Consider the following 13821-nt stretch of genomic DNA (forward strand, 5'->3'; position numbering starts at 1 on the left):
GTTCATTTCTCACCCTTTTCTGTCGCACGGCGGGATTTTTTGTGGCCGTAGGTTCTCGGTACCGTGTAGTAATCAATAAAAGGCGCTGCGATATTCATCAACAGTACGGCAAAAGCAACGGCATCGGGGTAGTTGCCCCAAACCCGAATGACATAAACCAGTGCGCCGATGGCTGCACCATAGATGATACGACCACGGGTACTGACTGCCGACGACACTGGGTCGGTAGCAATAAAAAACGCGCCAAACATGGTCGCACCGGAGAACAAGTGCAGCATCGGCGAGCCGCCACTGTTAGAGCTGCCGCCGTCGTAAAAAATGATCGACAGCAGTAATAGGCTTGCCAGCATGCTGACGGGGGTGTGCCAGGTAAAGACTCTGCGTGCGAGCAATAGTAAGCCGCCGAGGAGGAAGGCGATGTTGACCCACTCCCATCCAGCGCCTGCCAAATGGCCATTTATAAACAGAGGTTCGGCGGCATAGAGATCACTCGCCATAACGCCTTGGCGTTGTTTAAACACATCCAGAGGCGTCGCACCGGTAACCGCATCAATGTGGCCATCGGTGAAGACGAGATGCAAAGATTCCAGAAGCCCTGGAAATTGCGCACTCTCAAGTAGGGGGCGAGGGGTGACCCATTGTGTCATTTCGACAGGGAAAGAGATCAACAAAATGACATAGCCAACCATGGCGGGATTAAAAGGGTTAAAACCCATACCGCCGTAGAGTTGCTTGCCCAAGATAATTGCCGCCAGAGTACCAACGGTGATTAACCACCAAGGGGCAAGTGGTGGCAATGCGATACCGAGCAGAACAGCGGTAACCAGAGCACTGCAATCTTTCAGGTAGAACGCGGGATTGCGGCCTCTCAATTTTAGAATTGCGGCTTCACTGGCGAGGGCGACGGCGCAACCAATCACAATATTGATTAATGTACCGTAACCAAAAAACCAGGTCAGCATGAGAACGCCGGGTACACACGCAAGCATGACCTGTTGCATGACATTGCCCGCATTGCCCCGACGACTGACGTGAGGCGAAGACATTTTCAGCAGTGCCACTAGGAAAGTTCCTCTAATTCAGACTGCAGTTTTTGCAGCTTTTGTTCAATCTTGGTGACGCCCGCTGTGAATGCTGAGACGTTAGGATCGGCTTCCGATTCGGCTTTCTGCAGTCGTTGGCGTGCTTTTTCCAATCGTTGTTCTGTGGCTGTGATTTGAGAACTCAAGCGCTCTGAGTCCGACATGGATGCTTGAGCCTGTGCTTTTTCGCGAGCTCTTTCTATGGCGGCCTGAGCTGGGTCTATGGGGGCTTGTGGTGCCGTTTCTTTTTCGCTTGCTGTCGATGTGGAATCCGTATTAACCGGCTCTGTCGATTCGGGAAGCTGTTCAGCCAGCTCCGCTTCAGCGGCTGCGAGTTTTTCAGTCAGTTTATCAATGCCAACCTGTAAGGCCTCTGCTTTTTCCGCTGGTGCGGCGGCCATTTTTTGGCGGGCTTTCTCCAGCCTTTGACGCAAAGAGTCTATATTGGCCTTCAGCTTTTCCTGAGGCGAGAGGTTCATTTTGGCTTGGGCGCGAGCAATAGCTGCAGCAACAGGATCCGCTGGTTCCGCAGGGGACGTCGTCGAAGGAGATGTCGGTTGCTCTGTTGCAGCATCCTCTAACGGTGTGGATTCAGCTTGATCTTGCAGGGCTTTTAGCTTGTCGCGAACGTCAGCAATTTTAACTTCGGCTTGACGCTGCTGTGCCAACAGCTTATTGCGTTTATCCTCATCGGTCACGCCGAGCTCTGCAATCTGCTGCTGTAGCCGATTGAGCCGCTCCTCACTGCTGCTCAGCGTTCGCTCCAAACGGCTGCGCTGTTCTGTCGGACTGGCTTGGCGGGACTGAGTGGCTCGAGCCATGGCCGCTTGAACCAGATCACCGGTTTTGTCTTTGGGGCGTGCCCTTGCCGCAGTCGCTTCGGGTTTTTTGGCGGCAGTAGCTACGCCGGTGCCGGCACGAGCCTGTTCCGCAGCCTTTTTACGAGCCAAACGCTTGGCTTCTTTCTCGGCCTCAGCGTGCGCCATGCGCGCTTTGCGCTTTTCAAAACGAATGCGGGCGCGATCAGATTTCAGTTTATCGAGTTGCTGTTGGCGGATGGCGCCTTTGGCGGAGCGGTAATACTGTACCAGGGGAATATTACTGGGGCAGACATAGGCGCAAGCGCCGCACTCGATACAATCGCCGATGTTATGTGCTTCCAACCGATCATAGTCTTCCGCCTGGGCATACCAGAAGAGTTGCTGTGGCAGTAAGCTGGCAGGACAAGCTTCTGCGCACATGCCGCAGCGAATACACGCTTGAGCTGGAGCAGGATCCGGCAGTTCGCTGACGCTTGGAGCCAAAAGGCAGTTGGTCGATTTGACCACAGGGGCATCTAGGTCGGTAATGGCAAAGCCCATCATTGGGCCTCCCATGATCACGCGATGACCCGCTTTCTCATTGAAGCCATGGCGGTTTAGGAGGTGGCGAATGGGCGTGCCAAGGCGTACTCGTACATTGCGCTGGCTTTCCAGTGCTTCACCGACCACGGTGGTGATACGCTCGGTCAGGGGTTTACCTTGGCAAATGGCATCGTAAACGGCGACGGTGGTACCAACGTTTTGCATTACGATGCCGATATTCGCCGGTAGCTGGCCTGAAGGCACTTCGCGACCCGTAAGAATCTGAATCAGCTGTTTTTCTCCGCCAGATGGATACTTGGTGGGAAAGCTGACCACCTCGATGCGATCTGTTGCGGCATCTTTGGTTTGCAGCACGGCTTGCTCAACGGCACGAATGGCAAGTGGTTTGTTGTCTTCAATTCCGATGATGACGCGCTTGGGTTGGCCCAGTAGATAATCCAGAATCAATGTGCCTTGCACAAGATCTTTCGCCCTGTTTTGCATCAGCACGTCGTCTGCGGTGATGTAAGGTTCACATTCCGTGCCGTTGATGATTAGGGTATCGATTGTGCAGTTGGAGCGGGGGTTGAGTTTAACGGCGGTCGGGAAGGAGGCGCCTCCCATACCGGTGATGCCTGCGTCGCGAATCTTGGCCAGTAGGGTATCGTGGTCGAGGCTGCGAAAATCCGCACAGCCTTCCGTAATCTGTTCCTCGTCGAGCCCATCTGGCTCTACAACGATGGCTGGTCCGGCGAGCCCGGAAGGATGCGGTAGTGGTCGCTCTTCAATGGCAACAACCGTACCGGAGGTGCTCGCGTGGACTGGCGCGCTGATGGCTCCCTGTGCTTCAGCAATTTTCTCGCCGCGCAGAACCCGTTGGCCAATGTTGACAATGGGCTGTGCTGGTGCGCCGAGATGCTGGCTCAAAGAGTAAACCATGATTTCCGGCAGCTCGAGGTTTCCAAGCGGGCGTTGTAGGGATTGTTCTTTCCGTTCTGGAGGGTGTATACCGCCAGTCAGAGGCCAGATTTTCGTCATGCGGCAGCCCCCCGGGATCCATCTGTCCGCGCCTGATCCGTTGCAATAATGTCTGTGGGACGCACATGATAGGGGGCCGGCTTCTCCCACTTCCAATCACTGAGTTCCTTCGTAACAGGGACCATATCAATACAATCGACGGGACAAGGCTCAACACAGAGGTCGCAGCCGGTGCACTCACTGGTTATTACGGTGTGCATTTGCTTGGCGGCGCCAAGTATGGCGTCGACCGGACAGGCCTGAATGCATTTGGTGCAGCCGATGCATTCATCCTCGCGAATAAATGCGACTTTTTTCACGTCGGATTCTTCGCCATGTTCTTCGTCGAGGGTTGGCGCTTCAACCCCCAGTAGATCTGCCAGCGTGTTAATGGTGCTCTGGCCGCCCGGTGGGCATTTGTTGATTGAATCACCTTCGGCAATGGCTTCCGCATAGGGGCGGCAGCCGGGATAGCCGCACTGGCCACATTGCGTTTGTGGAAGCAGGCTGTCGATTTGTTCAACAATGGGATCGCCTTCAACGCGAAATGCTATGGCCGCGTAGCCTAAAATAGCGCCGAATACGAGAGCGAGTAAGACCAGGGCGATAATGGCTGCCGCCACCGGGTGGTTCGAAAGAAATTCCAACATGATTACACCAACCCGCTAAATCCCATAAACGCCAGTGACATCAAGCCCGCGGTAATCATGCCTATGGCGGCACCTTGAAATGGGACAGGGATATCGGCTGCGGCGAGTCGCTCGCGCATGGCAGAAAAGAGTACCAGCACGAAGGAGAAGCCTAATGCTGCGCCAAATCCGTAAAGTGCCGATTCAGCAAACGTGTGCATTTTGGCTGTGTTTTGCAGGGCGACCCCCAGTACCGCACAGTTGGTGGTGATTAGCGGCAGAAATACACCGAGGACGCGATAGAGCAGTGGGCTGGTTTTTTCAATAAACATCTTGGCAAACTGTACAACCACGGCAATGACAAGAATAAATGCAATGGTTTTTAGGTATTCAAGCCCAAGTGGAGACAGCACGTATTCATGTACGAGATAGCTGCAGATGCTGGCAAGGGTCAGGACAAAGGTGGTTGCACCGCCCATACCAATGGCGGTTTCCAGTTTGTTGGAAACACCCATAAATGGGCAGAGTCCCAGAAACTGTACCAACACAAAATTGTTGACCAGAATTGTGCTGATCAATATCACCACGAATTCAGTCATCGCCTGACTCCAGTATAAAAAGTGAACATTCTAATCAATGGGCCGTGTCAGCCCTAATCTGTTTTGCCGTTGAGGCTGACCGGCGGCTTCAATAAGCGGCCGGTCGCTAGATTACATAATGCGTTGGCCGGGTTTAGCGCCACTGTCGGGCTGCAAGAGGTAGATCTCTTCTCCGCCAGGGCCTGCGGCCAGGACCATGCCTTCGGACATGCCAAATTTCATTTTGCGCGGCGCAAGATTGGCCACCAGTACGGTCAACCGACCTTCCAGCGCTTCTGGGGTGTAAGCACTTTTGATGCCGGAGAATACCTGCCGGGTTTCACCGCCCAGATCCAACGTCAGTTTCAACAACTTCTTGGCGCCTTCTACGGCCTCTGCTTTGGCGATCAGTGCGACGCGCAGATCGACCTTGGCAAAGTCATCGAAGCTGATTTCGGCGGCGATGGGTTCTTTTTGCAGTTCGCTGGTGGCCTCGCTGGGGGAGGCGGCGGTTTGCAGTTCAGCCAATTCGGCTTTTGCGGCGGCTTGCATGGCTTCGATTTGAGGTGCTTCGACGCGCTTCAGAAGAGGTTTGAACGCTTGAATGGCAACGGACCCGCGATAGGTGAGGGGGTGCTGCCAATCGAGCACTTCATCCAGAAAGGCTTCGGCATCGGCGCTCAACGTTGGTACCACTGGCTTCAGGAAGCGCACGAGAGCCCGAAACATGTTGATGCCCAAACTGCAGATCGCGAGAACCTGGGCTTCGCTGCCCTCTTGTTTGGCGAGAGACCAGGGAGCCTGCGCGGCGATGTACTCATTAGCCGCATCAGCCAAACCCATGATTTCACGCATTGCCTTGCTGTATTCACGGTTTTCGAAATAGTTGGCGATGACGCTGTCTGCTGCTTCAAATTTGGACCACAGTTCTGGATCGCAAGGCTCGGCGTTGAGGACACCACCATTTTTCTGGACGAACTTGGCCGTACGGCTGGCGATATTAACCACTTTGCCGACCAGGTCGCTGTTTACCCGCTGTACAAAGTCTTCCAGATTGAGATCCAGATCTTCCACGCCGCTGCCCAGTTTGGCCGCAAAGTAATAGCGCAGGTAGTCTGGGTTCAAGTGGTCGAGATAGGTTCTCGCATTAATAAACGTGCCGCGGGACTTCGACATCTTTTTGCCATTGACCGTCAAAAAGCCGTGAACACAGACTTTGGATGGCGTGCGGAAATCCGCTGAGGTCAACATGGATGGCCAGAAGAGCGCGTGGAAATTGACGATGTCCTTACCGATAAAATGGTACAGCTCGGTGGTGGATTCTGCATTCCAGTAATCGTTGAAGATGCCATCGGCTGTGTCTGGATTTTGCGAAACCAACCAGTTTTTAAAGCTGGCCATATACCCGATGGGGGCATCCAGCCATACGTAGAAGTACTTCTCGGTTTCACTGGGGATTTCAAAACCGAAATAGGGCGCATCGCGGGAGATATCCCACTCTTGCAGTCCGCTGTCTAGCCATTCGGCGAGTTTGTTGGCTACTTCATCCTGGAGGTGACCGGCACGGGTCCACTCTTTAAGAAAGTCCCCGAAGGCTGGCAAAGTAAAAAACAGGTGATCGCTTTCTTTGGGAACCGGCGTCGCACCAGAGAGTACCGATTTGGGGTCGATCAACTCCATAGGTGCATAAGTGGCGCCGCAAGCCTCGCAGTTGTCGCCGTATTGATCTGGCGTTTTACATTTTGGGCATGAGCCTTTGATGTAACGGTCGGCCAAAAATAGGGATTTTTCAGGATCATAGGCCTGAGTGATGGCGCGACGTGCGATGTGCCCATTGGCCTCCAGGCGCTTGTAGATCAGCTCGCAAAGCGCTTGATTTTCTGGCGAATGGGTCGAGTGGAAGTTGTCAAAACCGATGTTGAAATCGGCGAAATCACGCTCGTGTTCTTCTTTTACGCGGGCAATCTGCTCTTCAGGGGACAGCCCCAGTTGTTCCGCTTTAAGCATGATCGCAGTGCCATGCGCGTCATCGGCACAGACGTAAGTGCATTCGTGGCCGCGCATTTTCTGGAAGCGCACCCATATGTCGGTCTGGATGTATTCCACCAAGTGTCCGAGGTGGATTGAGCCATTGGCGTATGGCAGGGCGCTAGTGACCAGAATTCTACGGCGGTCTGTCATTGGAGGAACGTCTCCCGGCGTTGTGACAGTGAAAAACACGGCAGGCCTTAAGGCCCGTTAAAAAAGCGCGCAACTATAGCATTTTTGGATCGAATGAGCATTTTTTAGACCGCTATTTGAATTTGGATAAATTCATGGGGATTACCCTGTGCTAAAACGGCGGCCGTGTTTGAGAAAGTCATCTAAAGTTAACATTGTGACCGTGTTGATTGTGGTGTGACACGGTTTTCCCGTGTCTTTGGATAGACTCCGGCTAGTGTGGATATGGAAAGGTTTACTCCTGATACGATTCAGTAAGGTAGGCGCAAATATGACCTTATACGCAAAAACTCGCAAAGGCATCGAGGAGGTCCGCTCTCGCTCTGGTGCGGTCGACGCCAGAACCCGGCGGGCTCTGATCCTATGCAATGGTCAAATGAGCACCGATGAAATTCTCGCTGCATTGGGCAACGAAGAGGCAATGAAAGCTCTGGATTGGCTGAAAAAGGAAAATTATATTGCGCCAGCGGGCGCTACAACCGCGCCGATTATGGCTGCAGTGGGCCGTTTTTCGGCAGATTTGAATCGATTACCGACAAAACGGTCTCCCAAGGATGTATTAAAAGCCCGTCACTTTATGGTTCATACGATTGGCCATTTCTACGGCGAGGAGGGCCATGCTCTCCTGAGGTCGCAAATTGCAGAAACCCATACCCGATTTGCCTTGAAGGCTCTCTACCCGGAATGGGCTGAAATTATGGAAAATTTCGATCAGTTTCCAAAACTAAAAAAAGAATTGTTCAAGGTGCTGTAGAGCCGACGCGGGCCTTGCGATGAGTGTCGACGAGGCCCTGCCGATCATTGTTCAGATTTTTTAGGCAATGGGTGCATTACTTAAGTCATCGTTCGGATTAAATTCATATTCCGGATCTGGCTGTAGCTCTTCCTGAAATTCTTCCACATGCTGCTCCACCGCTGTGACTGGCCGATCGTATTGGGCAACGTGGAAGATGGCATCCCCTTCGTAGACCAGTGGCAAGTTGGTTCTGCCAATGACTACGCCATCCTGGGTCGCTTGCATGGTCGCTTCCTGGGTTCCCAGTGGGTCTGCGATTAACGCCAACACCTGTCCTTTGCTGACTTTGGCGCCAAGCGGAACCAGCGTGCGCAGAATGCCGCTCTCGGGTGCTCTTAACCAGTGTGTTTGGTAGCTGATAATCGGCGTGCGATGAACTTTGCGGCTTTGGCTTTTACGTAGCATGCCAATGCTGCGCATGACGTTGATGATGCCCTTGAGGCCTGCCCGAATGTGCATTTCATCAAACCGCAGAGCCTCTCCGGCTTCATACAGGATAACCGGGATTCCTGCTTGCCCGGCCGCATCGCGCAGGGATCCGTCGCGCAGTTGCGCATCAATGGCCAGTGGCACACCGAAAGCTTCTGTCATGGCTTGGTTGCGCTCGTCGGAGAGGTCGGCGCGAATCTGGGGAAAATTACTGCGATGTCTGGCGCCGGTATGTAGGTCAATCCCATGGGTGGACTTGCGTACAATCTCGCGAAAGAAAGTGTAGGCGGTGCGTCCTGTCAAAGACCCCTTGCTGGAGCCAGGAAAGGATCGATTGAGGTCTCGACCATCAGGCAAGTAGCGGTCGTGATGTACAAAGCCGTAGACATTGACGATAGGAATGGCGAGCAGGGTGCCTTTGAGCTTTTCCAGACTTCGGTGCTGAAGCAGTCGGCGTATCACCTCTACGCCGTTGATTTCGTCTCCGTGAAGCGCCGCGCTGACGAAAAGCACCGGCCCCGGCCGGCTTCCCCGTATCACCTGTACCGGGATGGAAATGTTATCGTGGGTGTAGAGTGGCGCGACAGGAATATCGACCAGGCGCCGTTCGCCAGGGGCGATGTCCACACCGCCGATGTTGAGTAGATCAGGGGGAGAGTCGTTACTTTTAGCGCGAGGCATTAGGTCGAGATGGGCTCCTGTGAGAGGCTATAGGATTTCTGCGGGTCGACCAGAAAGCGGCCGTGCATGGCGGTACGGCCGAGCAATGCTCGGAATTTCATTGTATCCCGGTCAGTAAGCGTGACTTCGGCAGGAAACTCGGCTTCACCAATTTTAATCTGGGTCTCGATCACATAGCGCATTTCTTCATGGCCGCCGGAATCCCTTACGGTTCTCCGATCTTTCACGCGAGCTTCACAGTTGGCTTGAAGATCATTGTTTTCCTGTTCAGGGTGGACAGAGAAGCGTACCCATAATTCGCCATCTTTATCAAAGGGTTCAACAAAGAAGGCGTGTAGTGCACTGGTTCTGGCGCCGGTATCGACTTTCATTTTGATGCGCTCAATGCCGAGCGCCGGGAGTGATGCCCACTCCCGCCAGCCGATGGTGAGTTTTTCAGACATGACAGTGTTCTCGTTTGTCCTGCAGGACCTGTCTTCATAAAAAGGGTTTGCCCATGAATAATAGGAAACCCCTTGCAAGGCAGAGGCCTGGCCGCGAATAAAGATCGTTCAAATACTCAGGGTTCGCGGTCCGGAGCATTATTGGGGTTGAGGTTATTGTCTGTTTCCAGCTCCTGCACGGCGGGCATGCGTTTGCGTCTGGCACGCGCCGGTACCATACCGCGCATGGATTCCAATTTCCCGAAGCAGAGCAGTTTGTCATCGGCCTCAAGAACGCGATCAGCACGTGGGTTGGGAATAACTTTGTTTCCGCGATAGAGCGTTAAAACGTTGATGTCACTCTCGCTAAGGCGGGTCTCAGCGATGGTCTGCCCAACAAATTTGGAGCCTTCGGGAACATAAATTTCGCTGACGCCATAACCGCGGCTAACCGTGAGTCGCTGTCGCACATCGATCTCTGGAAAGTCCACTTGAGCGGCTATGTAATCAATGACCGCGCCGGCAACGTCGAGGCCGGTAGCCTTTTCGATACCTTCTAATCCGGGGGAGGAGTTGACTTCCATTACCTGTGGGCCGTTCTTGCCTTCCAGCATGTCGACGCCCGCAACGCGCAGCCCCATGATCTGGGCACAGCGAACCGCTGTCTCAGCGTATTCTTCTGGCAGGTCTACCGGCTCAGCAATTCCACCTCGATGCACATTGCTGCGAAACTCCTGTCCTTGTGCAACACGGCGCATAGCTGCAACCACTTGGTCACCGACAACAAACGCGCGAATGTCTTTGCCTTTGCTTTCGGCGACGAATTTTTGCACCAGCACATTTTGCTTCTGGCTTTGTAACAATTCGATAATGGCCTCTGCCGCTTTTACCGATTCCGCCAGCAGTACACCTATCCCCTGGGTCCCCTCAATTAACTTAATGATGACCGGGGCGCCACCAACACGCTCGATGGCTGGCAGTACGTCTTTCTTGTCGCGAACAAAGGTGGTTTTGGGAATGCCAATATGATGTCGACTGAGAATTTGCAGGCTGCGCAGTTTATCCCGGGAATTCAAAATACCGTGGGCGGTATTCGCGCAAAAAACATCCATCTGCTGAAATTGTCGAACGACCGCCGTACCGTAATAGGTAATGGATGCGCCGATACGTGGCAGTACAGCATCAAAATTATCCAGGGGTTTCTGACGGTAAAATAGGTCCGGCGAACCGCGATCCAGATCGATGGCGAATTTTAAGGTGTTGAGGATATGTACCTCATGGTCGCGTTGTTGCGCCGATTCCTTAAGGCGTCGCGTACTGTAGGCATCAGGCGCGCAAGACAAAATTCCAAGTTTCATAGATAGGCCAGTTCCGGCTGGTTTAACGAATTAACACGTGAGTTATTGGCGATTATGATGTGGTATACGCAGGAAGATCGGGCTGCGATTCAGTTTTTGCGATAACCTTCCCAAGATAAGTCCGGCAACAGTAATTCAATTTCTGCCCGTGTGCCAGTTGTACCTTAGGTGCTATGTGAGAAGGTGAGTTACCGGGATGGTGTGAGGCATATAGAGAGGTAGAAAAGGATGACAGAATCCGAACAGATTGCGTCTTGGATGGAAGAAATTGCCGCCTTGGCGCTTCCGGATACAGATTTCCAACTGGGCGAGATTGCCGAGGTGGCAAATCTCCATGTGACAGGGGCAGGGTTAAACCTTGAGCTGCGGATGATGATCCCGGCAGAGGGCTGTCGCCCACAGCTGCAAAGTGAGATTTCAGCCTGGTGCCAGAAACATGGTGTGTCTTTGGCTGAGCTCGATATCGATACCGAGGTGCTCGCGGCTCCTGCTGCAGCGACGGAAACCGGTATTCCTGGGGTCAAAAATATATTGGCCGTGGCATCCGGCAAAGGGGGGGTTGGAAAATCGACCACGTCAGTGAATTTAGCCTTAGCTCTGGCCGCTGAAGGCGCAAAAGTAGGCATTCTCGATGCCGACATTTACGGCCCCAGTATTCCCACGATGTTGGGTGCAGCGGGGCAGAGACCGGAGGTTCATTCCGGCAAAATCATGGATCCAGTTCCCGCTCTGGGGCTTTCATCCAACTCGATCGGCTATTTGGTCGATGAAAACGCCGCCATGGCTTGGCGTGGCCCCATGGCGACTGGCGCGTTGCAGCAACTGTTGCGTCAGACCCGCTGGGGTAATCTCGATTATTTGGTGATCGATATGCCGCCGGGCACCGGTGATATTCAACTAACGCTGGCGCAAAATGTTCCTGTTACCGGAGCGGTTGTTGTCACCACACCCCAGGACATCGCACTTCTGGATGCTCGCAAAGGCATCGAGTTGTTCGACAAGGTCAGTGTGCCTGTTGTTGGAATTGTGGAGAATATGTCGACGCACATTTGCAGCCAGTGTGGGCACGAGGAGGCGATTTTTGGTCACGGAGGTGGTGAAAAGCTTGCCGCCCAGTTCGGAACCCAACTGCTTGGTGCGCTACCTCTGAGCTTGGCGATCCGCGAGCAGGCCGACAGTGGTTTGCCGACCGTTGCGGCGGATAAAAACTCTGATGCCGCGCTCAGCTATCGCCGCATTGCCCGTCGAGTAGCCGCCATTCTGTGTATTAGCAATCAGGCGGAGTCGCTGCCGACCATCGAGATCAGTGACGATTAAGCAGTCTGTGCGGCGAATGGTGCTGGCTCCAGCCTATTGATCGCTGGTTAGCCTAGCGCTCGTGACGGGATGGCTCTCGGCCGGGAAACTCAGTAGAATTCGCGCTTTTGGATCTCCAGGCAATGAGCGATGAGTGTAAACCGCTTCTCTGGGTAACTGCGGGGAAGATCCAGTACATTTTTTGCTTTGGGAGAATACGCCAGTCATGTCTATCAAGTCCGACAAGTGGATCCGTCGCATGGCGGAACAGGAAGGAATGATCGAACCGTTCGAAGCGGGCCAGATTCGTCACGATGCTGACGGTCAGCGCTTGGTCTCCTACGGAACGTCCAGCTACGGTTACGACGTACGTTGCGCCAATGAATTTAAGATCTTCACCAACGTACATTCCGTGGTGGTTGATCCTAAGCACTTCGATGAAAACAGCTTTGTCGATGTTCAGGAAGATGTGTGCATTATTCCGCCCAATTCGTTTGCTCTCGCACGCACCGTGGAGTATTTCCGCATTCCCCGCAGTGTGTTGACCATCTGCCTTGGAAAATCCACCTACGCGCGCTGTGGCATTATTGTAAACGTGACGCCATTAGAGCCTGAGTGGGAAGGGCATGTGACCTTGGAATTTTCCAATACCACGCCGCTGCCAGCGAAAATCTACGCCAATGAAGGCGTGGCGCAGATGTTGTTCTACGAATCAGATGAAGTCTGCGAAACCTCCTACAAAGATCGCGGTGGCAAATATCAAGGGCAGCGCGGGGTGACCTTGCCACACGCGTAAGCCTCTCAATCACCGATCTATTCTTCGCGAAAGCCGTTGCCGCTCGGTAACGGCTTTCCGCTTTCGCGTTTCTCCGCGAATTCCTGACATCCAATTCCTTTATTGAATGGTATAAGCTTCAGGGCATCTGTTCTTTGCTCGGAATGCGCCTCTCTCGAATGTCTAAGGATGTTTTATGACACAAGTTCGTTTACCCGTCGCCTTGTTAATCTGCCCCACGCCAGAGGCGTTGCTCTCATCATTGCAGACACGTTGTGAGCTCGTGCATTGGTACGACCTTTCCGACGCAGAGCAGGGCGCCTGGCTGCAAGAGCAAGCCTCTGCGGTGACAATCGTAATGACGAGCGGCAATCTCGGCTGTCCCAATCAACTTGTCGATCAATTGCCGGCCCTGAAGTTGATTGCCATCAACGGCGTCGGTTTTGACAAAGTGGATATCCCATACATGCAAAAGCGTGGTGTTGCGGTGACCAATACCCCCGGGGTATTAACCAACGATGTTGCCGACCTGGCGGTGGGATTGGTACTGGGTTTGTTCCGCAACCTTCACCACGCTGATGCGTTTGCCCGTCGGGGCGATTGGCAAAAAGCGAATTTCCCGCTGGCCAGACAAGTCTCCGGTCGACATTTCGGTATTGTTGGCTTGGGCCGGATCGGAATGGCCATTGCCCAACGTCTGTCGGCTTTTGGGAAAGTCAGTTATACATCGCGTCAACCCAAAACTTGTGACTATAGCTACGTCGATAATCTGGAGACATTAGCTCGTAATGTGGATGTGTTAATTCTCTGCGCGGCGGCTACCCCGGAAACCAGACACATCGTTGATCGCAACATTCTTGCTGCACTCGGTTCTGAAGGTGTTTTAGTGAATATTGCCCGCGGCGCTTTAGTGGATGAAAGCGCGCTGGTTGATGCTTTGCAAAGTGGCGCCATCGCCGGCGCGGCTCTGGATGTTTTCGAGCAGGAACCGTTAATTCCTGAGGGGTTGGTAAACAGCGATCGCGTTTTGTTAGCGCCACATATCGGCAGTGCAACAGTGGAGTGCCGGGCGGCGATGGCCGATCTGGTGCTGGCGAATATCAACGCGTATCTGAACGAAGAACCTTTGCTGACGCCAGTTGATTAATTTAGAACGCAGTTCAAGTCATTTTTGCCGATCGCTTTACGTTCTCGG

Annotated in this window: 12 protein-coding genes and 1 pseudogene; 4 read left to right on the forward strand and 9 right to left on the reverse strand. The window is 53.4% G+C overall.

Features of this window, described 5'->3' with window-relative positions; translation table 11 throughout:
- Positions 1-2: 2 nt before the first annotated feature.
- The 5 genes from rsxD to metG all read right to left on the reverse strand — a co-directional run bounded on the left by rsxD (position 3) and on the right by metG (position 6830).
- On the reverse strand, positions 3-1061 hold the full coding sequence (gene rsxD / locus ACXAFR_RS17090; RefSeq protein ID WP_475178938.1) for an electron transport complex subunit RsxD: 1059 nt from the start codon (positions 1059-1061) through the stop codon (positions 3-5).
- Positions 1061-3463: an electron transport complex subunit RsxC gene (gene rsxC / locus ACXAFR_RS17095; protein ID WP_475178939.1), complete on the reverse strand. Its 2403-nt coding sequence runs from the start codon at positions 3461-3463 to the stop codon at positions 1061-1063. The genes rsxD and rsxC overlap by 1 nt, the downstream gene beginning before the upstream one ends.
- Complete coding sequence (rsxB, locus tag ACXAFR_RS17100) at positions 3460-4092, reverse strand: electron transport complex subunit RsxB (RefSeq protein WP_475178940.1); 633 nt, start codon at positions 4090-4092, stop codon at positions 3460-3462. The genes rsxC and rsxB overlap by 4 nt, the downstream gene beginning before the upstream one ends.
- A 2-nt stretch (positions 4093-4094) precedes the next feature.
- On the reverse strand, positions 4095-4670 hold the full coding sequence (gene rsxA, locus ACXAFR_RS17105) for an electron transport complex subunit RsxA (RefSeq protein ID WP_475178942.1): 576 nt from the start codon (positions 4668-4670) through the stop codon (positions 4095-4097).
- 111 nt (positions 4671-4781) lie between these two features.
- Complete coding sequence (gene metG / locus ACXAFR_RS17110; protein WP_475178944.1) at positions 4782-6830, reverse strand: methionine--tRNA ligase; 2049 nt, start codon at positions 6828-6830, stop codon at positions 4782-4784.
- Between the two features lie 310 nt (positions 6831-7140).
- On the opposite strand from metG, the gene ACXAFR_RS17115 reads away from it, so the two are divergent.
- Positions 7141-7623: a hypothetical protein gene (locus ACXAFR_RS17115; RefSeq protein WP_475178945.1), complete on the forward strand. Its 483-nt coding sequence runs from the start codon at positions 7141-7143 to the stop codon at positions 7621-7623.
- Positions 7624-7683: 60 nt separating this feature from the next.
- Here the strand turns inward: ACXAFR_RS17115 and ACXAFR_RS17120 are convergent, their stop codons facing one another.
- From ACXAFR_RS17120 to ACXAFR_RS17135, 4 genes and pseudogenes are all read right to left on the reverse strand, one after another.
- Positions 7684-8775 carry a succinylglutamate desuccinylase/aspartoacylase family protein gene (locus ACXAFR_RS17120; RefSeq protein ID WP_475178947.1) on the reverse strand — a complete coding sequence of 364 codons (1092 nt, stop codon included), beginning with the start codon at positions 8773-8775 and terminating at the stop codon, positions 7684-7686.
- Complete coding sequence (locus ACXAFR_RS17125; protein WP_475178949.1) at positions 8775-9218, reverse strand: ATP-dependent zinc protease family protein; 444 nt, start codon at positions 9216-9218, stop codon at positions 8775-8777. The genes ACXAFR_RS17120 and ACXAFR_RS17125 overlap by 1 nt, the downstream gene beginning before the upstream one ends.
- A 116-nt stretch (positions 9219-9334) precedes the next feature.
- The gene (locus tag ACXAFR_RS17130; RefSeq protein ID WP_475179050.1) at positions 9335-9622 is read right to left on the reverse strand and encodes a cation:proton antiporter regulatory subunit; all 288 of its coding nucleotides are present in this window, start codon (positions 9620-9622) and stop codon (positions 9335-9337) included.
- Between the two features lie 9 nt (positions 9623-9631).
- A pseudogene (locus ACXAFR_RS17135) lies at positions 9632-10555 on the reverse strand (ATP-grasp domain-containing protein); the annotation flags it as partial.
- Positions 10556-10783: 228 nt separating this feature from the next.
- On the opposite strand from ACXAFR_RS17135, the gene apbC reads away from it, so the two are divergent.
- The 3 genes from apbC to ACXAFR_RS17150 all read left to right on the forward strand — a co-directional run bounded on the left by apbC (position 10784) and on the right by ACXAFR_RS17150 (position 13773).
- Positions 10784-11872, forward strand: coding sequence for an iron-sulfur cluster carrier protein ApbC (gene apbC, locus ACXAFR_RS17140; RefSeq protein ID WP_475178950.1), 1089 nt, complete (start codon positions 10784-10786; stop codon positions 11870-11872).
- Between the two features lie 205 nt (positions 11873-12077).
- A complete protein-coding gene (gene dcd, locus ACXAFR_RS17145) occupies positions 12078-12647 on the forward strand; it encodes a dCTP deaminase (protein WP_475178952.1) in 570 nt (189 codons plus the stop codon).
- Between the two features lie 175 nt (positions 12648-12822).
- The gene (locus ACXAFR_RS17150; protein ID WP_475178953.1) at positions 12823-13773 is read left to right on the forward strand and encodes a 2-hydroxyacid dehydrogenase; all 951 of its coding nucleotides are present in this window, start codon (positions 12823-12825) and stop codon (positions 13771-13773) included.
- Positions 13774-13821: the final 48 nt, after the last annotated feature.

Source organism: Pseudomaricurvus sp. ABR4_320 (assembly GCF_056159445.1).

Excerpts from the sequence above, each read along its gene's own strand:
- rsxC (WP_475178939.1), bottom strand. The coding sequence starts at position 3,463 with ATGACGAAAATCTGGCCTCTGACTGGCGGTATACACCCTCCAGAACGG.
- rsxB (WP_475178940.1), bottom strand. The coding sequence starts at position 4,092 with ATGTTGGAATTTCTTTCGAACCACCCGGTGGCGGCAGCCATTATCGCC.
- rsxA (WP_475178942.1), bottom strand. The coding sequence starts at position 4,670 with ATGACTGAATTCGTGGTGATATTGATCAGCACAATTCTGGTCAACAAT.
- metG (WP_475178944.1), bottom strand. The coding sequence starts at position 6,830 with ATGACAGACCGCCGTAGAATTCTGGTCACTAGCGCCCTGCCATACGCC.
- ACXAFR_RS17115 (WP_475178945.1), top strand. The coding sequence starts at position 7,141 with ATGACCTTATACGCAAAAACTCGCAAAGGCATCGAGGAGGTCCGCTCT.
- ACXAFR_RS17120 (WP_475178947.1), bottom strand. The coding sequence starts at position 8,775 with ATGCCTCGCGCTAAAAGTAACGACTCTCCCCCTGATCTACTCAACATC.
- ACXAFR_RS17125 (WP_475178949.1), bottom strand. The coding sequence starts at position 9,218 with ATGTCTGAAAAACTCACCATCGGCTGGCGGGAGTGGGCATCACTCCCG.
- apbC (WP_475178950.1), top strand. The coding sequence starts at position 10,784 with ATGACAGAATCCGAACAGATTGCGTCTTGGATGGAAGAAATTGCCGCC.
- dcd (WP_475178952.1), top strand. The coding sequence starts at position 12,078 with ATGTCTATCAAGTCCGACAAGTGGATCCGTCGCATGGCGGAACAGGAA.
- ACXAFR_RS17150 (WP_475178953.1), top strand. The coding sequence starts at position 12,823 with ATGACACAAGTTCGTTTACCCGTCGCCTTGTTAATCTGCCCCACGCCA.